General features: G+C 35.3%; 34 protein-coding genes. 5 read left to right on the top strand and 29 right to left on the bottom strand.

Annotated features, from left to right (window positions below; translation table 11 throughout):
* The first annotated feature begins 75 nt into the window (after positions 1-75).
* The 4 genes from ACT3CE_RS02340 to ACT3CE_RS02355 all read left to right on the top strand — a co-directional run bounded on the left by ACT3CE_RS02340 (position 76) and on the right by ACT3CE_RS02355 (position 3,779).
* Positions 76-2,136 carry a transketolase family protein gene (locus tag ACT3CE_RS02340; RefSeq protein WP_444708161.1) on the top strand — a complete coding sequence of 687 codons (2,061 nt, stop codon included), beginning with the start codon at positions 76-78 and terminating at the stop codon, positions 2,134-2,136.
* 151 nt (positions 2,137-2,287) lie between these two features.
* A complete protein-coding gene (locus tag ACT3CE_RS02345; RefSeq protein ID WP_444708162.1) occupies positions 2,288-2,845 on the top strand; it encodes an RNA polymerase sigma factor in 558 nt (185 codons plus the stop codon).
* A gap of 63 nt (positions 2,846-2,908) precedes the next feature.
* Positions 2,909-3,280, top strand: a complete 372-nt coding sequence (locus ACT3CE_RS02350) for a hypothetical protein (protein ID WP_444708163.1) — start codon at positions 2,909-2,911, stop codon at positions 3,278-3,280.
* Between the two features lie 10 nt (positions 3,281-3,290).
* Complete coding sequence (locus tag ACT3CE_RS02355; RefSeq protein ID WP_444708164.1) at positions 3,291-3,779, top strand: hypothetical protein; 489 nt, start codon at positions 3,291-3,293, stop codon at positions 3,777-3,779.
* Between the two features lie 54 nt (positions 3,780-3,833).
* Here the strand turns inward: ACT3CE_RS02355 and hutH are convergent, their stop codons facing one another.
* From hutH to ettA, 4 genes are all read right to left on the bottom strand, one after another.
* Positions 3,834-5,345, bottom strand: a complete 1,512-nt coding sequence (hutH, locus tag ACT3CE_RS02360; protein WP_444708165.1) for a histidine ammonia-lyase — start codon at positions 5,343-5,345, stop codon at positions 3,834-3,836.
* Between the two features lie 284 nt (positions 5,346-5,629).
* Positions 5,630-6,991, bottom strand: coding sequence for a histidine--tRNA ligase (gene hisS / locus ACT3CE_RS02365; protein WP_444708166.1), 1,362 nt, complete (start codon positions 6,989-6,991; stop codon positions 5,630-5,632).
* A gap of 454 nt (positions 6,992-7,445) precedes the next feature.
* Positions 7,446-7,799, bottom strand: coding sequence for a DUF4870 domain-containing protein (locus tag ACT3CE_RS02370; RefSeq protein WP_444708167.1), 354 nt, complete (start codon positions 7,797-7,799; stop codon positions 7,446-7,448).
* An 86-nt stretch (positions 7,800-7,885) separates the two neighbouring features.
* A complete protein-coding gene (gene ettA / locus ACT3CE_RS02375) occupies positions 7,886-9,574 on the bottom strand; it encodes an energy-dependent translational throttle protein EttA (RefSeq protein ID WP_444708168.1) in 1,689 nt (562 codons plus the stop codon).
* A 165-nt stretch (positions 9,575-9,739) separates the two neighbouring features.
* Here ettA and ACT3CE_RS02380 point away from each other — a divergent pair, with 165 nt between their 5' ends.
* The gene (locus ACT3CE_RS02380) at positions 9,740-10,255 is read left to right on the top strand and encodes a response regulator (RefSeq protein WP_444708169.1); all 516 of its coding nucleotides are present in this window, start codon (positions 9,740-9,742) and stop codon (positions 10,253-10,255) included.
* 60 nt (positions 10,256-10,315) lie between these two features.
* On the opposite strand, the gene eno is transcribed toward ACT3CE_RS02380, so the two are convergent.
* From eno to rplV, 25 genes are all read right to left on the bottom strand, one after another.
* On the bottom strand, positions 10,316-11,599 hold the full coding sequence (eno, locus tag ACT3CE_RS02385) for a phosphopyruvate hydratase (protein WP_444708170.1): 1,284 nt from the start codon (positions 11,597-11,599) through the stop codon (positions 10,316-10,318).
* Between the two features lie 202 nt (positions 11,600-11,801).
* Positions 11,802-12,299 carry a 50S ribosomal protein L17 gene (rplQ, locus tag ACT3CE_RS02390; protein WP_444708171.1) on the bottom strand — a complete coding sequence of 166 codons (498 nt, stop codon included), beginning with the start codon at positions 12,297-12,299 and terminating at the stop codon, positions 11,802-11,804.
* Between the two features lie 6 nt (positions 12,300-12,305).
* Positions 12,306-13,298 (bottom strand): DNA-directed RNA polymerase subunit alpha, encoded by a 993-nt coding sequence (locus ACT3CE_RS02395; RefSeq protein WP_320118292.1) that lies wholly within the window; start codon positions 13,296-13,298, stop codon positions 12,306-12,308.
* Between the two features lie 21 nt (positions 13,299-13,319).
* A complete protein-coding gene (rpsD, locus tag ACT3CE_RS02400) occupies positions 13,320-13,928 on the bottom strand; it encodes a 30S ribosomal protein S4 (protein ID WP_320118291.1) in 609 nt (202 codons plus the stop codon).
* A 130-nt stretch (positions 13,929-14,058) separates the two neighbouring features.
* Positions 14,059-14,448 carry a 30S ribosomal protein S11 gene (gene rpsK, locus ACT3CE_RS02405; RefSeq protein WP_444708172.1) on the bottom strand — a complete coding sequence of 130 codons (390 nt, stop codon included), beginning with the start codon at positions 14,446-14,448 and terminating at the stop codon, positions 14,059-14,061.
* Positions 14,449-14,458: 10 nt separating this feature from the next.
* A complete protein-coding gene (gene rpsM, locus ACT3CE_RS02410; protein ID WP_444708173.1) occupies positions 14,459-14,836 on the bottom strand; it encodes a 30S ribosomal protein S13 in 378 nt (125 codons plus the stop codon).
* Between the two features lie 34 nt (positions 14,837-14,870).
* Positions 14,871-14,987 carry a type B 50S ribosomal protein L36 gene (gene ykgO, locus ACT3CE_RS02415; RefSeq protein WP_054714088.1) on the bottom strand — a complete coding sequence of 39 codons (117 nt, stop codon included), beginning with the start codon at positions 14,985-14,987 and terminating at the stop codon, positions 14,871-14,873.
* Positions 14,988-14,999: 12 nt separating this feature from the next.
* On the bottom strand, positions 15,000-15,221 hold the full coding sequence (gene infA / locus ACT3CE_RS02420) for a translation initiation factor IF-1 (RefSeq protein ID WP_054714084.1): 222 nt from the start codon (positions 15,219-15,221) through the stop codon (positions 15,000-15,002).
* A 22-nt stretch (positions 15,222-15,243) separates the two neighbouring features.
* Positions 15,244-16,005: a type I methionyl aminopeptidase gene (gene map, locus ACT3CE_RS02425; RefSeq protein ID WP_444708174.1), complete on the bottom strand. Its 762-nt coding sequence runs from the start codon at positions 16,003-16,005 to the stop codon at positions 15,244-15,246.
* A gap of 21 nt (positions 16,006-16,026) precedes the next feature.
* Positions 16,027-17,370 (bottom strand): preprotein translocase subunit SecY, encoded by a 1,344-nt coding sequence (gene secY, locus ACT3CE_RS02430; protein ID WP_444708175.1) that lies wholly within the window; start codon positions 17,368-17,370, stop codon positions 16,027-16,029.
* 9 nt (positions 17,371-17,379) lie between these two features.
* Positions 17,380-17,826 carry a 50S ribosomal protein L15 gene (rplO, locus tag ACT3CE_RS02435; protein ID WP_444708176.1) on the bottom strand — a complete coding sequence of 149 codons (447 nt, stop codon included), beginning with the start codon at positions 17,824-17,826 and terminating at the stop codon, positions 17,380-17,382.
* Between the two features lie 30 nt (positions 17,827-17,856).
* Positions 17,857-18,033, bottom strand: a complete 177-nt coding sequence (rpmD, locus tag ACT3CE_RS02440) for a 50S ribosomal protein L30 (RefSeq protein ID WP_320118286.1) — start codon at positions 18,031-18,033, stop codon at positions 17,857-17,859.
* Positions 18,034-18,044: 11 nt separating this feature from the next.
* Positions 18,045-18,557, bottom strand: coding sequence for a 30S ribosomal protein S5 (gene rpsE, locus ACT3CE_RS02445; RefSeq protein ID WP_152732742.1), 513 nt, complete (start codon positions 18,555-18,557; stop codon positions 18,045-18,047).
* Between the two features lie 5 nt (positions 18,558-18,562).
* Positions 18,563-18,919: a 50S ribosomal protein L18 gene (gene rplR / locus ACT3CE_RS02450; RefSeq protein ID WP_444708177.1), complete on the bottom strand. Its 357-nt coding sequence runs from the start codon at positions 18,917-18,919 to the stop codon at positions 18,563-18,565.
* An 18-nt stretch (positions 18,920-18,937) separates the two neighbouring features.
* A complete protein-coding gene (gene rplF, locus ACT3CE_RS02455) occupies positions 18,938-19,492 on the bottom strand; it encodes a 50S ribosomal protein L6 (RefSeq protein ID WP_444708178.1) in 555 nt (184 codons plus the stop codon).
* A gap of 16 nt (positions 19,493-19,508) precedes the next feature.
* Positions 19,509-19,904, bottom strand: a complete 396-nt coding sequence (gene rpsH / locus ACT3CE_RS02460; RefSeq protein ID WP_444708179.1) for a 30S ribosomal protein S8 — start codon at positions 19,902-19,904, stop codon at positions 19,509-19,511.
* 71 nt (positions 19,905-19,975) lie between these two features.
* Positions 19,976-20,245, bottom strand: a complete 270-nt coding sequence (rpsN, locus tag ACT3CE_RS02465) for a 30S ribosomal protein S14 (RefSeq protein ID WP_320118282.1) — start codon at positions 20,243-20,245, stop codon at positions 19,976-19,978.
* A gap of 4 nt (positions 20,246-20,249) precedes the next feature.
* Positions 20,250-20,804 carry a 50S ribosomal protein L5 gene (rplE, locus tag ACT3CE_RS02470; protein WP_444708180.1) on the bottom strand — a complete coding sequence of 185 codons (555 nt, stop codon included), beginning with the start codon at positions 20,802-20,804 and terminating at the stop codon, positions 20,250-20,252.
* Complete coding sequence (gene rplX / locus ACT3CE_RS02475) at positions 20,804-21,121, bottom strand: 50S ribosomal protein L24 (protein WP_444708181.1); 318 nt, start codon at positions 21,119-21,121, stop codon at positions 20,804-20,806. The genes rplE and rplX overlap by 1 nt, the downstream gene beginning before the upstream one ends.
* A gap of 19 nt (positions 21,122-21,140) precedes the next feature.
* A complete protein-coding gene (gene rplN, locus ACT3CE_RS02480) occupies positions 21,141-21,506 on the bottom strand; it encodes a 50S ribosomal protein L14 (RefSeq protein ID WP_444708182.1) in 366 nt (121 codons plus the stop codon).
* Between the two features lie 2 nt (positions 21,507-21,508).
* Positions 21,509-21,763: a 30S ribosomal protein S17 gene (gene rpsQ, locus ACT3CE_RS02485; protein ID WP_268188484.1), complete on the bottom strand. Its 255-nt coding sequence runs from the start codon at positions 21,761-21,763 to the stop codon at positions 21,509-21,511.
* A 7-nt stretch (positions 21,764-21,770) separates the two neighbouring features.
* Positions 21,771-21,968: a 50S ribosomal protein L29 gene (gene rpmC / locus ACT3CE_RS02490; protein WP_320118278.1), complete on the bottom strand. Its 198-nt coding sequence runs from the start codon at positions 21,966-21,968 to the stop codon at positions 21,771-21,773.
* Between the two features lie 2 nt (positions 21,969-21,970).
* On the bottom strand, positions 21,971-22,402 hold the full coding sequence (gene rplP, locus ACT3CE_RS02495) for a 50S ribosomal protein L16 (protein WP_320118277.1): 432 nt from the start codon (positions 22,400-22,402) through the stop codon (positions 21,971-21,973).
* Between the two features lie 26 nt (positions 22,403-22,428).
* Entirely contained in the window at positions 22,429-23,139 is a 711-nt protein-coding gene (gene rpsC, locus ACT3CE_RS02500) for a 30S ribosomal protein S3 (protein ID WP_152732731.1), read from the bottom strand.
* Between the two features lie 5 nt (positions 23,140-23,144).
* Complete coding sequence (rplV, locus tag ACT3CE_RS02505; protein ID WP_320118276.1) at positions 23,145-23,564, bottom strand: 50S ribosomal protein L22; 420 nt, start codon at positions 23,562-23,564, stop codon at positions 23,145-23,147.
* Between the last annotated feature and the right edge of the window lie 8 nt (positions 23,565-23,572).

Below are 23,572 nucleotides of genomic sequence, written 5' to 3' on the forward strand. Positions count from 1 at the left end.
AGCCTTTTTTTATATCTTTGCATGCATTAATAAAACCTTACCAAGTTTTTATAATCTAAAATCTCATTTGTTAAAATGGATCTAAAAGAAATGAACAACCAAGCGGATCTGACAGTTACTGACAAGGCGTCGAATAATATTCGTATCCTTGCTGCTGCAATGGTAGAAAAAGCAAAATCGGGTCACCCAGGCGGTGCAATGGGCGGTGCTGATTTTGTAAACGTACTTTATTCTGAATTTTTAAATTTCGACCCTTCGGACAAGAACTGGATTAATCGCGATAGATTTTTCCTTGACCCAGGTCACATGTCACCAATGCTATACTCTATTCTTGCATTAACAGGAAATTATAGCATGGACGAACTAGCAAATTTCAGACAGTGGGGATCTCCAACTCCTGGTCACCCTGAAGTTGATATTACTAGAGGTGTTGAAAACACTTCCGGTCCATTAGGACAAGGACACACAATGGCTGTAGGTGCTGCAATTGCAGAACGATTTTTGGCTGCTCGTTTCGGCGAATGGATGTCTCACAAAACATATACTTTCATTTCCGATGGAGGTATTCAGGAAGAAATCGCTCAGGGTGCGGGTAGAATTGCCGGAACTTTAGGATTAAGTAACCTGATCATGTTCTACGATTCTAACAACATTCAACTTTCTACTAAAGTTGAAGAAGTTACTGTTGAAGATACTGCAAAAAAATACGAAGCATGGGGTTGGAATGTAATTTCAATCAATGGTAACAATGCATCTGAAATTAGAGAAGCATTAATATCAGCTAACAAAGAAACAGAATGCCCAACTATTATTATTGGTAAAACATTAATGGGTAAAGGTGCTGTTACTGCAGAAGGTGAAAGCTTCGAAAATATGGTATCGACTCATGGTCAACCTCTTGGAGCTGCCGGAGCTTCTCTTGATAAAACAATTGAAAATTTAGGCGGAAATCCTGAAGATCCTTTCCAGGTTTTCCCTGAAGTAGAAGAATACTATAAAGAAATTCTTAAAAAGAAAACAGAATATGCTGCTGCTAAAAAAGCTGAACAAGCCGAATGGGCAAAAGCAAATCCGGAGTTAGCTGCTAAATTAGAAAAATTCTTTAGCGGTAATGCTCCTGAAATTGATTACTCTGCAATTACACAAACTTCGGGTACTGCTACTCGTGGTGCTTCTGCTGCTGTACTAGCAGAATTAGCTCTTAAGGCTGAAAATATGATTGTTTCATCGGCTGATTTGAGTAATTCTGATAAAACCGATGGATTCTTAAAAAATACAAAAGCCTTGAAAAAAGGTGATTTCTCTGGAGCATTTCTTCAGGCTGGGGTTGCTGAATTAACAATGGCTGCAATATGTAATGGTATTGCTCTTCATGGTGGATTATATGCTGCCTGCGGAACTTTCTTTGTATTCTCTGATTACATGAAACCTGCAGTTCGTTTATCAGCTTTAATGCAAGTTCCTGTAAAATATATCTGGACTCATGATGCATTCCGCGTTGGTGAAGATGGACCTACTCATCAACCAATTGAACAAGAAGCACAAATTCGGTTGTTAGAACAATTGAAAAATCACTCTGGACAAATGAGTTTATTAGCTCTTCGTCCTGCGGATGCCGATGAAGCTACTGTTGCTTGGCAAATGGCTATGGAGAACACAAAAACTCCAACGGCTTTAATTTTATCTCGCCAAAACATTAAAGAACTTCCGTCAAACGGAAATCGTTACGAAGAAGCTCTTCAAGCTAAAAAAGGTGCTTATATTGTTGAGAAACCTAAATCAACTCCTGATATCGTTTTATTGGCTAGTGGATCGGAAGTGGCTACTTTGGTAGCTGGTGCTGAAATTTTACGCGCTAAAAAAGGATTGAAAGTACAAATCGTTTCTGTTCCTTCCGAAGGCTTATTCAGAACCCAATCTGCTGAATACCAAAACGAGGTAATTCCTGCTGGTATTCCCGTATTAGGATTAACTGCCGGATTACCTGTAACTCTTCAGGGATTAGTTGGTGCAAATGGTAAATCTGTTGGATTAGATCATTTCGGATATTCTGCTCCTGCAGGAGTTCTTGATGAAAAATTTGGTTACACAGCTGAAAATGTTGTAAAAGAAGTAGAAGCATTACTTCAAAAATAACAAGTTCACTATTCAAATATAAATCCGGAATCGAATTGATTCCGGATTTTTTTTATCCTTTAATTAAACCTTTTTAAAAGATTACAGTCATACCTTTCACAATGCAATAACAAATAGTTATTTTTAAACTTTAATAACAGAGTAGATATTAATGGATACTATATCTGACGAAGAAATATTAGCACTTTTTCAGGATAAAAAAACCAGAAGCAAAGCCTTTTCCCTATTGGTAAAAAAATATCAGGAACGACTTTACTGGCAAATTCGAAAAATTGTAATGTCGCATGATGATACCGATGATGTCTTGCAAAATACTTTCATAAAAATATGGAAAGGCTTGCAAAATTTCAGATCAGATGCCAGGCTTTTTACCTGGATGTATAGAATTGCGACTAATGAATCGTTAACATTTCTTGCTGACAAGAAAAAAAAGCATTTTGCTTATGCCAATGGTGAAATAGAAGACTTGCTGCTATCAAATTTAGAAGCCGATGAATATTTCGATGGTGATAATGCTCAATTAGAATTGCAAAAAGCAATCCTAAAATTACCAGAGAAACAACGTCTGGTTTTTAATATGAAGTATTTCGACGAACTAAAATATGAACAAATGTCAGAAATACTGGAAACATCGGTTGGAGCTTTAAAAGCTTCCTACCATCATGCAGTAAAAAAAATTGAATCTATTTTAAGTTTAAACATAGTTTAAATTAAACCAATAGAAATATTCACAGTCTAAAGAATATAGGTAATTATGAATAACCTGTCGAATATGAAAAAAGATAAACCTTTTAAAGTTCCTAACGATTACTTCGATAAGCTTAGTGATCGAGTACAGGAAAGAATCGAAAAAGAAGAAAACCCAACTAAACAAGGAGTTTTTCAACTTGTAAAACCATACTTGTGGATGGCTGCCAGTATTATTGGAATGGCTTTAATTATTAAAATAATTATTACCAATTCGGTTCCTACAGACTATCAAAATCCTCAAATATCACAAATTGAAGATACAAGTACTATTAACAATACAGAGGTAGAGTACGATTTATTTTTTGATAATATGTCAGAAACTACTTCGGATGAAATTATTGATTACCTGACCGATTACGATCTAGAAACAGATGATTTATTGGCAAACCTATAACATTTAAACTATGTATCGAATTATTATATCAATATCAATACTACTAAACTTCTGTTTTTCGGCCAATGCACAACAAGGCAGAGGAGAAAAACGTGGTAGAATGCACAAAGAAATTCAAGCGCAAAAAGTTTCTTATATCACCCAAAAACTTGCATTAACACCTGAGGAAGCCCAAATATTTTGGCCTGTTTATAATGAACTTGAAAGTAAAAAAGAAGCTTTAAGACAAGAAGATAGGTCGTTATTCAAAAAAATGCACTTTGGGTTAGATAATATTCCCAGCAACGAATTGGAAAGTATTAGCGATGCTATGGTTGAATCTCGAATTAAAGATGCTCAACTCAATAAAGAATATCATTTAAAATTTAAAAAAATACTTCCCATTAAAAAGGTACTGAAATTGTACCATTCAGAGAAACAATTTCAGGGAATGCTTCTAAAAAGAATTAAAGAAAAAGGCTTTCGCGAACACAATAAAAATAAACAAAACATTAAATAACACTAAAGGCTGAATCAATTGATTCAGCCTTTAGTATTTCATATTATTCTAGGCTCAGATAATTGCTTCTTGGCCCACAAATCTTCCTTCTTTTAAAAATTCTATTGCCGATTCAATATCCTTGTACATTACACGATCGTGTTCGTTAAAAGTAACTACCTCGCGAAATTGAGACAAGAAATCTTCAATAAATATAGAAGATTTTCCAGGACGACGTAAATCAACAGCTTGAGCAGCATTCATTAACTCAATAGCTAAGATACGTTCTACATTTTCTGCAACTTTTAATGTTTTGGTAGCCGCATTACCACCCATACTTACATGGTCTTCCTGCTCGTTCGACGAAGGAATAGAATCAACAGAACAAGGAGTACACAACTGCTTGTTCTGACTTACAATTGAAGCAGCAGCATACTGAGGAATCATAAATCCTGAATTTAAACCCGAGTTTGCAACTAAGAATTCAGGGTTATCACGATCACCCGAAATTAATCGATAAGTTCTACGCTCCGAAATACTTCCCAATTCGGCCATTGCAATAGCTAAAAAGTCGAGACTTAAAGCCAATGGTTGTCCATGAAAATTACCCCCTGAAAGAATCATATCTTCATCAACAAAAATTGTTGGATTATCGGTAACCGAATTAATTTCAGTTTCAACAACACCAGCTACATAATTAATCGCATCTTTCGAAGCACCATGAACTTGCGGCATACAGCGGAATGAGTATGGATCCTGAACATTTTTCTTTTCATTTTTAATAAACTCGCTTCCTTCCAGAAGAGTTCGAATGTTACGTGCAGTTTCAATTTGTCCACTATGAGGACGAGCCTCGTGAATTGGAGCAAGGAAAGGGTCGATTCTTCCATCGTAACCTTCCAATGATATGCTACCAATAATATCGGCATATTTTACCAGCTGAAATGCTTTTAGCAATGTATAAACAGCATGAGCGCTCATAAACTGTGTTCCGTTTAATAGAGCCAAGCCCTCTTTTGCCCCTAAAGCAAGTGGTTCCCATCCCAATTCGGCTAAAATTTCTTTAGATGGGCGCATCTCGTCTTCATAAATTACTTCACCCTCTCCAAATAAAGGCAGGAACAAATTCGCTAACGGAGCTAAATCACCCGAAGCACCTAAAGAACCTAAGTCACGTACAACAGGCAATACATTCATATTGTACATATCAATAATTCGCTCAACTGTTGCCAATTGAACACCCGATTTTCCCATCGACAATGCATGAGCTTTTAAAAGCAACATCAATCGAATTATATCTTTAGGAATAACATTACCAATGCTACAAGCATGAGACATTACCAAATTGCTTTGTAGCTGACTTAAATCTTCTTCGGATATTGATATTTTACAAAGTGAACCAAAACCAGTAGTTATACCATAAATTGGTTTAGTTGATTTTGCAATGGTTTCATCCAGATAATCTTTCGATCTTTGAATTAAAGTTTTCGACTCATCAGATAATCCTAATTTGTATTTATTCTCTAAAATTTCTTCAATTCTCTCGAAAGTTAATTTTTCCGGAGAAATAAAATGCATGTTAGCCATGTTGATATTGTGTTAAGTATTTGTTGTAAAAATCAAAAATAATGCACCACGAATTAATATCGCAGTTTGCAATCTTAAAATAAGCTATAAACACTCAAGGAAAACGAATGTCTCCCCCAATTGTCTCAATGGGTCTATCTTCTAAAAAAGCAAATATCATTATTAAATTATTTTCTAATACATAAAACCACAATAATAGTTTGTTATAATTTAGATATAAAATCGCCTGTAAAATTTATTATATCTAAATAACCGCAAGAAATTTTAACTACACAAATAGTATATTAAGCTAATTTCTCTATTAACTGATCAGGAGTTAGCTTTGTTTGTTCTCCCGAATCCATGTCCTTTAAACTAACAAGACCTTCCTCCATCTCGCTTTCGCCTACCATAATTACAAAAGGTATATTTTTATTATTAGCATAAGTCATTTGCTTCTTCATTTTCTGCGAAGCAGGATATATTTCGGCATTAACACCATTTTCTCTTAACTTGCCAAGTATTGGCAAACAAAATAGCTCTTCTTTTTCACCAAAATTGATAAATAAAACCTTAGTTGTTGCCGCTGTTTCTTTAGGAAACTTATCCATTTGTTCCAATACATCGTAAATACGATCAGCTCCAAATGAGATTCCAACACCAGAAACATCTTTTAAGCCAAAAATACCGGTTAAATCATCGTAGCGACCACCTCCGGTGATACTTCCAAATTCCATATCTTTCGATTTCACTTCGAATATGGCTCCTGTATAATAATTCAATCCTCGTGCAAGGGTTAAATCTAACTCCACTTCAGTTTTAACATCTAATTTACCCAAGTAAGAAAAAACGGTTTCCAGTTCCCCAATTCCTTTCATACCAACTTCAGAACTAGCTAATAATTCTTTAAGCTTAGCTATTTTTTCGCTATTTGTTCCGGCTAATAAAATTATTGGCTGTAAAGTTTCAATCGCTTTCGCTGATATTCCTTTTTCAACCAACTCTTTATTAACATTATCTAAGCCAATTTTATCTAACTTATCAATGGCAACAGTAATATCTACAATTTTCTCTGCTTCGCCAATAATTTCGGCAATTCCTGCTAAAATTTTACGATTATTCAACTTCACAATTACATTCAATTGCAATCTTCTGTATACTTCATCAACAATCTGAATTAGTTCAACTTCATTTAAAAGAGAATTACTTCCAATTACATCAACGTCACACTGATAAAACTCACGATATCGACCTTTTTGTGGTCTGTCAGCTCTCCAAACAGGTTGTATCTGATATCTTTTAAAAGGAAAACTAATTTCGTTGCGATGTTGCACTACATATCGTGCAAACGGAACCGTTAAATCGTAACGCAATCCTTTTTCACTAATTTTTGTGGTTAATTTTACAGAGTTTCTTTCCTGCAGTTGTTCCGGTCGAACTTTCGAGATAAAATCTCCAGAATTCAATACTTTAAAAAGTAATTTATCCCCTTCTTCTCCATATTTTCCCATAAGAGTCGAAAGATTTTCCATCGAAGGAGTTTCAATCGGCATAAATCCGTAAAGTTGAAATACATCTTTAATTGTATCAAAAATGTAATTTCTCTTCACCATTTCAACAGGTGAAAAATCTCTCGTTCCTTTAGGAATAGACGGTTTTTGAGCCATTTTAATTCTTTGTTTTGGTTATTTATCAGAATTACAAAAATATTAAATATTTTGAGAGTAACACAGCTTTAAGTCGAAAGCTAACGGTTAGTTAAAATTCTTAATTAAGAAGATAAAAATTATGTGTTTTGTATCCTTTTTAAAATATTCGCAAAAAAATCGAAAACTAAGGCTAAAACAAAAGGATAATACCATTCATTTAATTGAAATACAGTAAGTAAAACAACTGATATGAGTAATAATATATTTACCGATATTTTTAGATAATTAAATATAGCCCAGTTTTTTACAGATTGCTTTACAAGCAAAAATATTTGGATTCCGGAATACATTAGTATGCCAAGCGAAAATAAAACTACTCCATATTCCAGCTCTTTAAACATTCGGTAGGCTCCGAAAAAAATTAAGACAATCCCTATAAAGTAGATTGTCTTAAAAATAGATAATGAGTTCATTATTTTATAAATTCTATCGTCAACGGATATTGATAATCTTCTCCATTTAATGTTTTAACAATAGCTATAACTACGAATATGATAGTAAGTATTCCAAGTGCCAACAGTAAAACAATTCCTATGCCTACAAAAACCAATAGGCCCGAAACAAATAAGTAGATGCTCATTGATATTTGAAAATTAAGCGATTTTTTTCCTTCACGATTAACCAATTCCGAATCGTCTTTTTTCATAGACCATAAAATTAAGGGACCAATAATATGCCCAAAAGGTATTATAGCTCCTGAAAAAGCAGCTAAATGACAAAACATTGCCCAGTTTCTCTCGTCGTTTTGTGTTGCGAATTGACTCATTGATATTATTTTAAGTGTAAATATAAGCTTTAATAAGTTACAAAATTTCAGGGAAGATTCTTAATTTAAAACCTTCCCTGAATAAATTAGTCAGCAATTAATTTCTTATACCTAATACGCTTAGGTCCTTCATCGCCCATGCGTTTTTTTCTGTTTATTTCATAATCGCTATATCCTCCTTCGAAAAACTGGACATGCGAATTTCCCTCAAATGCAAGTATATGTGTTGCAATTCTATCAAGGAACCAACGATCATGAGAAATAACTACTGCACAACCTGCAAAGTTCTCTAAACCTTCCTCAAGAGCCCGAAGGGTATTCACATCGATATCATTGGTTGGCTCATCGAGAAGTAAAACATTTGCTTCCTCCTTTAAAGTAAGAGCCAGATGTAATCTATTTCTTTCTCCACCTGATAATACGCCACATTTCTTTTCCTGATCGGCTCCAGTAAAATTAAATCGACCAACATAAGCACGTGCATTCACAGTTCGTCCTCCAACATTAATTAAATCGCCACCGCCAGAAATTACTTCATAAACCGATTTTTCCGGATCGATATCAGCATGCTGTTGATCAACGTAACCTACTTTTACAGTATCACCAACCTCAAAAGTCCCCTTATCAGGTTGTTCTAAATCCATAATCATACGAAAAAGAGTGGTTTTTCCTGCACCATTAGGTCCAATTACTCCAACAATACCAGCTGGAGGCAATTCAAATTCTAAATCGTCGAACAATAATTTCTGTCCAAATGCTTTCGAAACTTCCTTAACCTGTATCACTTTGTTTCCTAAACGTGGTCCGTTAGGAATAAAAATTTCAAGTTTCTCTTCTTTTTGCTTAAGATCTTCATTCATCATGGTATCGTAAGCATTCAAACGGGCTTTATTTTTTGCCTGACGGGCTTTTGGTGCCATACGAACCCATTCTAATTCTCGCTCAAGAGTTTTACGTCGCTTACTGGCTGATTTCTCTTCCATTTGCATGCGTTGAGTCTTCTGATCAAGCCAAGAGCTATAATTACCTTTCCATGGAATTCCTTCTCCTCTATCTAATTCTAAAATCCAACCTGCTACATTGTCAAGAAAATATCTATCGTGAGTAATACTGATAACTGTTCCCTTATACTGTGCTAAATGTTGTTCTAACCAATCAATAGATTCTGCATCGAGGTGGTTGGTAGGTTCATCGAGAAGTAAAATATCTGGTTCCTGTAATAACAAACGGCAAAGTGCTACTCGTCTTCTCTCCCCACCCGATAAATGCTTTACATTCGTTTCTCCATCAGGACAACGTAACGCATCCATGGCTCTTTCAAGCTTAGTATCTAAATTCCAAGCATCGTAATGATCAATTTTCTCTTGGAGTTCCGCTTGCTCATCCATAACAGCCTGCATTTTATCAGGGTCTTCAAGTACTTCAGGATCTCCAAATTTTAAATTAACAGCTTCATAAGCATTTAGGGTATCTACAATTTCCTGCACGCCTTCTTGTACAATTTCTTTAACTGTTTTTGTATCATCCAAAATTGGTTCCTGAGCCAGATAACCAATATTGTGCTCCTTCGACCAAACTACATGTCCATCATACGAACCTTCTAATCCAGCAATAATTTTTAATAATGTAGATTTACCCGAACCATTTAAACCAATAATCCCAATCTTAGCTCCATAAAAAAAAGAAAGATTGATATTATTTAATACTTTTTTCTGCGATGAAAAGGTCTTACTTACTCTATCCATCGAAAAAATAATTTTCTTATCGTCTGACATTATATATTTTGTTTTAATTTCTCGAAATTGATTACTGCAAAAATAGAAAAATTGCAGTTCATTTAGATTTATTAGATATCTTTTAGCGGAATACTTTAAAAATTTCAATTTTTAATTGTTCTTAAAAATATCTATTTTTAAACATTAATCAGCATGGCATAAATAATGAACGGAACAATAAATACAAAGCTCTCCATCCTTCTCGAGGAAATAGGGATCGAAGCTAAAAAAAAAATATATTGGGAAGAAAATATAGACTCGAGTCAGATTGTAAAAACTCATCCTAATAAAACAAATATTGCAATTGAGAATGCAAAAATTCTCTTGGTAGAGGATCAACCAAGTAATAGAAAAACCTTAGAAGTATATCTTAAGCATAAGGTTGCGAAAGTTGATATTGCCGAAAATGGGAAACAAGCTGTTGAGCTATATGCGAAGGAAGAGTATGACATTATCTTAATGGATCTTCAAATGCCAATAATGGGAGGAATTGAAGCCTCTTTGCGAATTAGAAAAATTGAAGAAGAGAGGAAGATGAATCGTCCTACTCCGATTATTGCATTCACCGCAAATTACTATTCTGATGATAAAGAAATATCCATTGAAATTGGAATGGATGCTTATCTTTCAAAACCATTCCAATGTAAAACTATTTACAATCTAATTCAGGAATATATATAAAAAATATGGATGTAAAAAAAGGGATCTTAACAGATCCCTTTTTTATATATGAAATATGGATTAACATCCAAATTTAGCATTAGCTCCCAATTCTTCTTCAATACGAAGTAATTGATTGTATTTAGCCATACGATCTGAACGGCTCAAAGAACCAGTTTTAATCTGACCTGAATTAGTTGCGACAGCAATATCGGCAATAGTAGCATCTTCTGTTTCACCAGAACGGTGAGAAGTAACAGAAGTATAACCAGCACGGTGTGCCATTTCAATTGCATTCATAGTTTCTGTTAAAGTACCAATTTGGTTTACTTTAATTAGAATAGAGTTAGCAGCATTCAACTCGATACCTTTTGCTAAGTAATCAACGTTAGTTACGAATAAATCGTCACCTACAATCTGACACTTATCACCGATCTTAGCGTTCAATGCAACCCATCCGTCCCAATCACCTTCATCCATACCATCTTCGATAGAATCGATAGGATATTTAGCGATCAATTCAGATAAATAAGCAGCTTGTTCTTCAGAATTTCTTTTGGCACCATTTGGCTCAAAAATACTATAATCGTAAACACCATCTTTGTAGAACTCAGAAGCAGCACAGTCCATAGCGATAGAAACATCACCACCATCTTCTTTACGACCTGGTTTATATCCAGCGTTTTTAACAGCAGTTAAAATACACTCAATAGCTTCTTCAGTACCACCTAACATTGGAGCAAAACCACCTTCATCTCCTACAGCAGTAGAAAGACCTTTTCCTTTTAAAACTTTAGCAAGAGCGTGAAATACTTCAGCACCCATTCTTAAAGCCTCACGGAAAGTTGGAGCACCAATAGGACGGATCATGAATTCCTGGAATGCGATAGTAGCATCAGAGTGAGAACCACCATTAATGATATTCATCATCGGAACAGGAAGTACATTGGCATTAGTACCACCAATGTATCGATACAATGGCATACCTGAGTACTCAGCAGCAGCTTTAGCTGCAGCCAAAGAAACACCTAACATTGCGTTAGCACCTAACTTAGACTTCGTTTTAGTACCATCAAGCTCTAACATTTTAGTATCAATAGCAACCTGATCTGTTGCATCCATACCCAATAAAGCCTCAGCAATAACAGTATTTACATTTTCAACAGCCTTTAAAACACCTTTACCTAGGTAACGTGATTTATCACCATCACGAAGCTCTAATGCTTCATTTTCACCTGTTGAAGCTCCTGAAGGAACACCTGCACGACCAATGATACCACAGGCTAGAGTTACTTCTACTTCGATAGTTGGGTTTCCACGTGAGTCAAGAATCTCACGACCGTGAATCTTTGCAATTTCTGACATAACTTTCGTATTAAAAATTATAATAGTAACAATTTAACTTCTTTTGTTTCAGACCCTAAATTTCGTGAAATTAATGCAAAAAAACACAACAATTTCATTAAAACATATTGCCTAGATTTTACGCAAACGTTTCAAAACTTTTTAGGGCATTAAAAAAGGGATAAAGATTAACTTTACCCCTTTGATATATTAGTAAGGAAAACTATTCTTCCTTTTTGTCTGTTGCCTCGTCAGCTTTAGCCTCAACAGTTTCGGTAGTTTCAGCCTTAGCGGTCGATTTACCTCCACGTCTTCTTCTTGTAGACTTTTTAGCTTCAGCTTTCTTTTCTGTAGTATATGTTTCGTTAAAATCAACTAACTCCACAATACACATTTCAGCATTATCACCTAAACGGTTACCAGTTTTTAAAATTCTGGTATAACCACCATTACGATTAGTAATTTTTGGTGATATTTCTCTGAATAATTCAGTTACCGCTTCTTTTTGTTTCAAATATCCAAATACAACACGTCTAGAGTGTGTACTGTCAACTTTACTTTTTGTAATTAGCGGCTCAACATACATTTTTAAAGCTTTTGCTTTTGCTGTAGTAGTTGAGATTCTTTTATGCAAAATCAAGGAAGAAGCCATATTTGAAAGCATTGCTTTTCTATGAGCTACTTTTCTCCCTAAATGATTAAATTTCTTTCTATGTCTCATTTTCCCTTATTCCTTATCTAATTTGTACTTAGAAATATCCATTCCAAAAGTTAGATTTAATGATACTAATAGATCATCCAACTCTGTTAAAGATTTCTTACCAAAGTTTCTAAATTTAAGTAGATCGTTTCTGTTGTATTGTACCAAGTCTCCTAAAGTATCAACATCTGCAGCTTTCAAACAGTTCAATGCACGAACTGAAAGATCCATATCAACCAATTTGGTTTTTAATAGCTGACGCATATGTAATACCTCTTCATCAAACTCTTCATTTGCGAATTTCTCATCAGAATCAAGAGTGATCTTTTCGTCTGAGAACAACATGAAGTGATAAATCAGAATTTTAGCAGCTTCTTTTAACGCATCTTTTGGATGAACAGAACCATCTGTGGTGATTTCGAAAACTAATTTTTCGTAATCAGTTTTTTGTTCAACACGATAATTCTCAACTTCATATTTTACATTTTTAATAGGAGTAAAAATTGAGTCGATAGGAATCACACCAAATTCTGCATCTACAGGCTTATTCTCAACAGAAGGTACATAACCTCTACCTTTATTGATAGTTAAATCTAACTGCAATTTGGCAGAGCTGTCCATTCTGCAAATTACAAGTTCAGGATTCAACACCTCGAAACCGGTTAGGAACTTGTTAATATCGCCTGCTGTAAAAGTTTCCTGATCTGAAATGGTAACAGTAACCAACTCATTGTCCACTTCCTCAACTCTTTGTTTAAACCGAACTTGTTTCAGGTTCAGGATCATCTCCGTTACATCTTCGATGACGCCCGGAATTGTTGAAAACTCATGATCGACACCCTGAATCTTGATGGTTGTAATGGCAAAACCCTCTAGAGAAGAAAGTAATATTCTCCTTAAGGCGTTACCGATTGTAATACCATATCCAGGCTCTAATGGACGAAATTCGAATTTACCGAATCTTTCGTCAGCATCGAGCATGATAACTTTGTCCGGTTTTTGGAAAGCTAAAATTGCCATAAATTACTGATTAACTATTTATTACTTAGAATACAATTCAACGATTAACTGTTCCTTGATATTTTCAGGAATTTCTGTTCTTTCTGGTACGTTAAGAAACTTACCACTAAGAGAGGTTTGATCCCATTCCAACCATGAAGATTGGTTATATCTAGCAGCTGATAAAGAATCGGTAATAACTTCTAAGGATTTCGATTTTTCACGAATTCCAATAATATCTCCAGATTTTACCGAGTAAGAAGGGATGTTACAGATTTCACCATTTACAGTTACGTGTTTGTGGCTAACCAACTGACGTGCAGCTGATCTTGTTGGAGCAACACCTAATCTGAAAATAACGTTATCTAAACGACATTCAAGAAGTTGTAACAAAACCTCACCGGTAATACCTTTACTTCTCGCGGCTTTTTTAAATAAGTTTGAGAATTGCTTCTCTAATACACCATAAGTGTATTTTGCTTTTTGTTTTTCTTTTAATTGCACTCCGTACTCAGACATCTTTTTTCTTCTACGGCTGTTACCGTGCTGTCCTGGAGGGTAATTTTTGTTTTCAAATGCTTTATCAGGTCCAAAAATTGGCTCACCAAATTTTCTAGCAATTTTTGACTTTGGTCCTATATATCTAGCCATGCTTTCAAAATTTAAATTTTTCTAATAATAGAAACTTTGCAAATCCATTGAATTATTAAATCGCCGCGATAAAAGGAGGATTCAAAATTAATTCAAAAAAGTTTGCATTTTTTATTAAACTCTTTATCTATTAAACTCTACGTCTCTTAGGAGGACGACATCCGTTGTGTGGAAGTGGAGTTACATCTACAATTTCTGAAATATCAATTCCACATGAATTGATAGCACGAATTGCAGATTCACGACCGTTTCCTGGACCTTTAACAAATACTTTTACTTTTCTCAAACCTAAATCGTGAGCAACTTTTCCACAATCTGTAGCAGCTTGCTGAGCAGCATAAGGAGTATTCTTTTTAGAACCTCTAAAGCCCATTTTACCTGCTGAGGACCATGAAATAACTTGTCCGCTATTATTAGTTAAAGAGATAATAATATTGTTAAAAGATGAATGAACATGAGCCTGTCCAACAGCCTCAATTTTCACAACTTTTTTCTTTACTGATGTTGACTTCTTTGCCATAACTTAACAATTATTTAGTCGCTTTCTTTTTATTAGCAACTGTTTTTCTCTTACCTTTTCTAGTACGTGAGTTGTTTTTTGTCTTCTGTCCACGTACCGGCAAACCAATACGATGACGGATTCCACGGTAACAACCGATATCCATCAAACGTTTAATATTCAGTTGATTTAACGAACGCAACTCTCCTTCAACTTTAAAGGATGTGTTAATCGCTTGACGAATCTTAGCAGATTCCTCATCGCTCCAATCTTTTACCTTAGTCTCGTATGAAACGCCAGCTTCGTCTAATATTTGACGAGCAGCACTACGACCGATTCCGAAGATATAAGTCAAGCTAATCTCACCTCTCTTATTTTGAGGCAAATCAACTCCAACAATTCTAGCCATAAATTAAATATTTATCTATTACAAATTAACTAAATTAACCCTGACGTTGTTTGAACTTAGGATTTTTTTTATTAATCACATACAAACGTCCTTTTCTTCTTACGATTTTACAATCTTCAGAACGTTTCTTTACAGATGCTCTTACTTTCATTTTTATCGAAATTTAATTTTTGTATCTAAAAGTAATGCGCCCTTTAGTAAGATCGTAAGGTGACATTTCAACCTTTACTTTATCACCCGGTAAGATCTTAATGTAGTGCATTCTCATTTTACCGGAAATGTGAGCAGTAATCACATGACCGTTCTCAAGTTCTACACGAAACATAGCATTTGATAATGCCTCGGTAATAGTACCGTCTTGTTCTATTGAAGGCTGTTTAGCCATAAGCTCTATTATTTTTATTTGATTATTCTTCAATAAATTCAAAACCGGACAGAATTTGAGCCTTGCCTTTTCGAACAACAATAGTTTGTTCAAAATGAGCTGATGCTTTACCATCGGCCGTTACAATTGTCCATCCATCATCTTTGGTATAGATTTCTCTTTTCCCTAGATTAATCATTGGTTCAATTGCCAGTACTAATCCATCTCTCAATTTTAATCCTCTTCCATTTCTTCCATAATTCGGAACTTGAGGATCTTCATGAAGATCTTTTCCTATTCCGTGCCCTACCATTTCTTTTACTACAGAGAAATTATTTTTCTCAGCATGCTTTTGAATGGCAAAACCGATATCTCCTAAGTGACTACCATCAACTGCATTTTCTATTCCTTTTTGAAGTGCAGTTTTAGTAACCTTCAAGAGTTGCTGAATCTCCGAATCAATCTCTCCTATTGAAAATGTATATGCTGAATCACCATAAAAGCCATTCAAAATAGCACCACAATCACAAGATACAATATCTCCTTCTTTCAGCTCATAGGAAGATGGAATACCATGTACAACTTCATTGTTTATAGAAACACATAAAGTGTTAGGAAATCCATCATAATTAAGAAACGCAGGTAAACCCCCATTGTCTCTTATGTATTCCTCTGCAATTTTATCTAAGCATAAGGTAGAAATACCTGGAGCTATGACTTTAGATATTTCACCTAAAGTCTTAGCTACCAGATTATTACTTTTACTTAGTAGATTAATCTCTTCCTCTGTCTTGTAAAAAATCATTGCAAAGAAAGCAAAAATATTTTAATAAGCAGCAGCTCCTCCAGGAGTTTTACCTTTTATTCTTCCAGACTTCATCAATCCATCGTAATGACGCATCAATAAATGTGATTCAATTTGCTGTAATGTATCCAACACTACCCCGACTAGAATCAACAATGAGGTACCTCCATAAAATTGTGCAAATTGGTTATTCACTCCAGCAATCATTGCAAACGCAGGTAAGATTGCTACTAAACCAAGAAATAATGATCCTGGTAAAGTAATTCGCGACATAACTGTATCCAAAAAGTCGATTGTTTTCTTTCCTGGCTTAATACCTGGAATAAAACCTCCATTCTTTTTCATGTCCTCAGCCATCTGAGTAGGATTAACAGTAATCGCAGTATAGAAATAGGTGAACAAAACAATCATTACAAAGAATAAAGCATTGTACCAAAATCCGGTAAAGTTAGATAAAGCTGAAGCTACTCCTGTTAATGCATCCGAACTTGCATAGTTCACAAACGCCATAGGCAAAAACATAATTGCCTGAGCAAAAATGATAGGCATTACACCAGCAGCATTCACTTTTAAAGGAATATACTGACGAACACCTCCATATTGTTTGTTACCAACAATTCTCTTTGCATACTGTACTGGTATCTTTCTCGTTCCTTGTACCAACATAATAGTCACCACAAAAATGAAGAATAACATCACAATCTCTAAAACAAGTACGATTAATCCACCACCTTGTCCTTCAATTCTAGATCCTAATTCTGCAATAAACGAGAATGGCAATCTTGCAATAATACCTATCATAATAATTATCGAGATACCATTACCGATACCTTTATCAGTAATTTTTTCTCCTAACCACATAATAAACATAGATCCTGCTGCAAGTATTACCACAGAAGATATAGTAAAGAATGTACCTTTAAGAATAAAGGCTGCTTCAGGTAAAGTTGTATGTAAGTTTAATAAATATCCTGGCGCTTGAAGAACAAGTATAATCACTGTTAAGTACCGGGTAATTTGATTAATTTTTCTACGTCCACTTTCACCTTCACGTTGTAATCTTTGAAAATAAGGAACTGCAATTCCCATTAACTGGATTACAATAGAGGCAGATATGTATGGCATAATTCCAAGAGCAAAGATGGATGCATTTGCAAACGCTCCCCCTGAAAACATGTTTAACAAACCTAAAACTCCATCTGAAGTTTGTGATTTTAACGCTTCTAAATGAGCCGGGTCAATACCAGGCAAAACCACCTTAGCACCTAAACGGTAGACTAAAAGAAGACCCAGAGTAGTTAAGATACGTGATCTTAAATCCTCAATCTTCCAGATGTTCTTCAATGTTTCTATTAAACCTTTCATTATATAAACTTACAATTTAACAACTGTTCCTTCTACTGCTTCAATCGCTGATTGAGCAGATTTTGAGAATGCGTGAGCTTTAACTTCAAGCTTAGCAGTCAATGTTCCCTTACCTAAAATTTTAACATTTTCGTTTTTCGATGCTAAACCAGCATTTACGATTACGTCAAGATCAATAACAGTAATGTTATTTTTTTCTGCTAATGCTTGTAAAACGTCAACATTAATAGCTTTATACTCTTTTCTGTTGATGTTCTTAAATCCAAACTTAGGAACTCTTCGTTGTAAAGGCATTTGACCACCTTCGAATCCAACTTTCTTAGAGTATCCAGATCTTGACTTCGCACCTTTATGTCCTCTAGTTGAGGTTCCACCTCTACCAGATCCTTGTCCGCGACCTATTCTTTTATTTGTCTTTACAGAACCAGCTGCGGGTTTTAAGTTACTTAAGTCCATATCTATTTATTTCTAAATATTTACAATGATTTATTCTTCTACGGAAACCAAGTGTTGCACCTTCACTACCATACCTTTTATCTGAGGCGTAGCTTCGTGTTCAACAGTAGCATTGATTTTATTCAAACCTAATGCTTCCAAGGTTCTTTTCTGGCGATCGGTACTTCCGATTTTGCTCTTGATTTGAGTAATTTTAATCTTAGCCATTTCCCTAATTCTTAACCGTTAAACACTTTATCCAATGAAACACCCCTTTGTTCAGCAACAGTATGAGCATCTCTTAATTCAGCAAGAGCTTCGAAAGTTGCTTTTACAAGGTTATGAGGGTTTGATGAACCTTTTGATTTAGCAAGTACATCAGTTACTCCAACACTCTCTAGTACTGCACGCATTGCACCACCGGCTTTAACCCCAGTACCGTGAGAAGCTGGTTTAATAAAAACCTCTGCTCCACCGAATCTTGAAAGTTGCTCGTGAGGAATAGTTCCTTTGTAAACAGGTACTTTAATCAAATTTTTCTTAGCAGCGTCTACTCCTTTAGAAATAGCCGTGGTAACTTCATTTGCTTTACCAAGTCCCCATCCTACTAATCCATTTTCGTTACCTACAACAACAATTGCAGAAAAACTGAAAGTTCTACCTCCTTTTGTTACTTTGGTAACACGATTAATAGCAACCAGTCTATCTTTAAGCTCTGCATCGCTTGTCTTAACATTTTTGATATCTGCCATAATTATTAAAATTTAAGGCCACTTTTACGAGCAGCGTCCGCTAAAGATTTAACTCTACCATGGTATAGATAACCATTTCTATCGAATACAACACTAGTGAAACCAGCTTCTTTTGCTTTTTCAGCAATAGCTTGTCCTACTAATTCTGCTTGTTCAATTTTATTTACTGATTTTTCAGCAATCTCTTTGATTAATGAGCTAGTAGCCATCAAAGTTTTTCCTGAAAGATCATCTATCAATTGTACTGAAATCTGCTTATTAGAACGAAAAACTGACATTCTTGGTCTTTCAGCAGTTCCAGAAACAGACTTGCGAATTCTTCTTTTAATTCTTAGTCTTCTTTCTTGCTTAGTTAAAGCCATAATTTACTGTTTTAGAAATTATTTACCTGCAGATTTACCAGCTTTTCTTCTAAGCTGTTCTCCAACAAATTTAACACCTTTTCCTTTATATGGTTCAGGTTTTCTGAATGATCTGATTTTTGCTGCAACCTGACCTACCAATTGCTTATCGCAACTCTCAAGAGTAATGATAGGATTAGCACGCTTTTCAGTTACTGCTGTTACTTTAACCTCAGCAGCAATTTCCATGTGAATAAGGTGAGAATACCCTAAAGCTAACTCTAGAATCTGACCTCTAGAGGTAGCACGATAACCTACACCAACAAGTTCTTGCTCAATCTTATAACCCTCAGTAACACCAAATACCATATTGCTCATCAATGAACGATATAAACCGTGCATTGCTTTGTGTCTCTTCTGATCAGAAGGACGCTCAAGAACAACTTTATTTTCCTCTACAGAAACTTTAATTTCAGTGTTAATTTGTTGTGTTAATTCACCTTTAGGTCCTTTAACAACTACTGAATTATCTTTATTTACCGTTACGCTTACTCCGGCAGGCAAATTGATAGGTAATTTTCCAATTCGTGACATTTCTAATCCTCCTTAATTAATAAACGTAACACAATATTTCACCACCAACATGCTTCTGACGAGCTTCCTTGTCAGTCATAACTCCCTGAGAAGTAGAAAGAATCGCAATTCCTAAACCGTTAAGTACGCGAGGTAATTCTAGTGCTCCACAATATTTTCTTAAACCTGGCTTAGAGACACGTTTAAGATCCTTAATTGCTGAGATCTTGGTTTCTGGATGGTATTTCAAGGCAATTTTAATTACGCCCTGAACGCCATCATCTACAAATTTGTAGTTAAGGATATAACCTTTATCCTTAAGAATCTTTGTCATTTCTTTTTTCACGTTCGATGCTGGCACCTCAACCACTTTGTGGTTAGCCATAACCGCATTTCTTAAACGTGTAAGAAAATCTGCTATTGGATCTGTCATTATATAAAAAATTAAATTGATCCCGATTTCTCGGGACAATATTTAACAATATTCTGATAACAAAATTTTGATTACCAACTTGCCTTCTTTACACCAGGTATTAGACCAGAAGAAGCCATTTCACGGAAAGTGATACGACTAATCCCGAATTGTCTCATATATCCTTTAGGACGTCCGGTGATCTTACATCTGTTGTGTAAACGAACAGGTGAAGAATTTTTTGGCAAACGACTAAGAGCGATGTAATCGCCTTCCTCTTTTAGTTTAGCTCTTTTAGCTGCGTATTTTTCAACTAACTTTTGACGCTTAACTTCGCGAGCTTTCATTGATTCTTTAGCCATCGTCTTATTTTTTTAGATTTTTAAATGGTAATCCAAATTCTTTTAAAAGAGCATAAGCTTCTTCATCGGTTTTGGCAGTAGTAACAAAAGTAATATTCATACCCATAATTTTGTTGATTTCATCCAACACAATCTCAGGAAAAATAATTTGTTCTTCAATACCTAAAGTATAATTTCCTCTACCGTCTAATTTACTCTTAATACCTCTAAAGTCGCGAATACGTGGTAATGCCACACGAACTAATTTTTCAAGAAATTCATACATGTGCTCACGACGTAAAGTTACAGTAGTACCAATTGGCATACCTTTACGTAACTTAAAGTTCGAAATATCTTTAGAAGAGAAAGTCTGAACAGCTTTCTGACCAGTAATGGCAGTTAGCTCATTCACAGAGAATTCAAGCACTTTTTTATCAGCAATTGCCTGACCAACACCTTGATTAATTACTATCTTCGTTAATTTAGGTGCTTGCATTACAGATTTGTAATCAAATTCCTTCATTAATGTAGGAATGATTTCTTCTGTATACTGTTTTTTAAGAGTCGGTGTATAGCTCATTACTTAATCTCCTCCCCTGACTTTTTAGAGTATCTAACTAATTTATTGTTATCGCCCATTTTTCTACCAATACGAGTAGCTTTTCCTGTTGAAGGATCTTTCACATTCAAATTTGAAATGTGAATTGGGGCTTCCTTTTTAACGATACCACCCTGAGGATTCTCAGCATTAGGCTTGGTGTGTTTTGAAATCATGTTAACACCCTCAACGATTGCTCGCTGTTTGCTAACAAGTACTTCTAACACTTTACCTTCCTGACCTTTTGATTCCCCAGAATTAACAATTACGGTATCACCCTTTTTAATATGTAACTTCATTGTTCTTGGTTTACAAAGATTATAAAACTTCTGGTGCTAGAGAAACGATCTTCATATTAGTGTCACGTAACTCTCTTGCAACAGGTCCAAAAATACGGGTTCCTCTCATTTCACCGGCAGTATTCAATAATACACATGCGTTATCATCGAAACGAATATAGGATCCGTCTGGTCTTCTAATCTCTTTTTTGGTGCGAACAACAACTGCTTTTGTTACTGTTCCTTTTTTCATTTCGGAACCGGCGATAGCGTTCTTTACGGTAACCACGATTCTATCTCCAATTGAAGCATAACGTTTTCTGGTACCGCCCAACACACGAATACAAAGTACTTCCTTTGCACCGCTGTTATCAGCTACTAATAGTCTACTTTCTGTTTGTATCATGATTACTTAGCTCTTTCAATAATTTCAACTAATCTCCAACTTTTATTTTTACTTAAAGGTCGGGTTTCCATGATTTTTACGGTATCACCTTCATTACAGGTGTTTTCCTCGTCATGAGCAGTGAATTTCTTGGTTTTGTTCACAAACTTACCATAAATTGGGTGTTTCTCTTTTGTGTGAACTGCAACAGTAATGGATTTTTCCATTTTGCTGCTAACCACTACCCCGATACGCTCTTTTCTAAGATTTCTTTCCATCACTTTTTTACTTTTCAGTTAATTGCCTTTGACGTAACTCAGTCATAAGTTTGGCAATGTTACGTCGGGTTTCCTTAATTTGCAAAGGATTTTCCAAAGGTGAAATAGCGTGATTTAGTCTAAAGCGAGTTAACGCTGATCTTTCAGCATCCAACTTTTCTACTATTTCCTGTGTTGTTAACTCTTTAATTTCTGAATTCTTCATGATTAATCATTTGAATTTTCAACATAATCACGTCTTACGACAAACTTTGTAGTAACAGGTAGCTTTTGAGCAGCTAGACGTAACGCCTCTTTTGCTACTTCAAAAGGTACTCCTTCACACTCGAATAACATTCTTCCAGGTGAAACAGCAGCAACGAATCCTTCTGGAGATCCTTTACCCTTACCCATACGTACCTCTGCAGGCTTTTTAGTGATAGGTTTATCTGGAAATACTCTGATCCAAATTTGACCTTGTCTTTGCATATATCGAGTCACTGCTACACGTGCAGCTTCAATTTGACGACCAGTAATCCACTTTTCTTCAAGTGATTTGATCCCAAAAGATCCGAATGCTAATTCAGTACCGCGTCCTGCGTTACCTTTCATTCTTCCCTTTTGTTGTCTTCTAAATTTTGTCCTTTTTGGTTGTAACATCGTACTAATTCTTTAAAATTTAAAGACTACTTCTTTTTTCTTCTATTAAAACCACCTTTTCCTTTTGGACCTCGGCTATCTTTCATGCCGGCGTTAGGAGTTAAGTCACGTTTACCATAAACTTCTCCTTTACAGATCCAAACTTTAATACCAATTAACCCATAGGTTGTCAATGCTTCTGCCTGACAGTAATCAATATCTGCTCTTAAGGTGTGAAGCGGAGTACGTCCTTCTTTATACATTTCAGAACGTGCCATCTCAGCTCCATTTAAACGGCCGGAAATCTGAACTTTAATTCCCTCAGCACCCATTCTCATAGTAGAAGCAATAGCCATCTTAATTGCTCTTCGATAGGCGATACGTCCTTCGATTTGTCGAGCAATATTATTAGCAACGATTACAGAATCCATTTCTGGACGCTTAATTTCAAAGATGTTAATTTGTACTTCTTTGTCAGTAATCTTCTTTAACTCTTCTTTTAACTTGTCAACTTCCTGACCACCTTTTCCGATAATAATACCTGGACGAGCAGTATTGATAGTGATAGTAATTAATTTAAGAGTTCTTTCGATAATGATTTTAGAAATACTTGCCTTAGCTAAACGAGCGTTTAGGTACTTTCTAATTTTGGTATCTTCAACAAGCTTATCGCCGTAGTTTTTTCCGCCAAACCAGTTAGAATCCCATCCTCTGATGATTCCTAATCTATTTCCTATTGGATTTACTTTTTGTCCCATTCTAACTATTCTTTAGTATTATCGGCTTCAGCAGTTTTACTACCCAATAATATAGTTACATGATTTGATCTTTTCTTAATTCTATGTGCTCTCCCTTGAGGAGCAGGTCTAAGTCGCTTTAAAATACGAGCTGAATCTACACAAATTTCTTTAATGTATAACTCGCTTTCTTCGATTCTTTGACCTTCATTCTTCGCTTGCCAATTGGCAATAGCAGAAAGCACTAGTTTTTCTACGCGATTTGATGCTTCTTTCGGACTGAAACGAAGTACATCTAAAGCTCGGTTCACCTCCATACCTCTTACCATATCGGCAACAAGTCTCATTTTACGAGGTGAAGTAGGAACATTTTTCAAGCTAGCAAATGCTTTGCTCTTTTTTTCCTCCTTTATTTGGTTTGCTTTTATTCTTTTTCTTGCACCCATTTTTACAA

Origin of the sequence: Marinifilum sp. RC60d5 (assembly GCF_052400665.1) — a bacterium.
Taxonomy (GTDB): domain Bacteria; phylum Bacteroidota; class Bacteroidia; order Bacteroidales; family Marinifilaceae; genus JBQTGK01.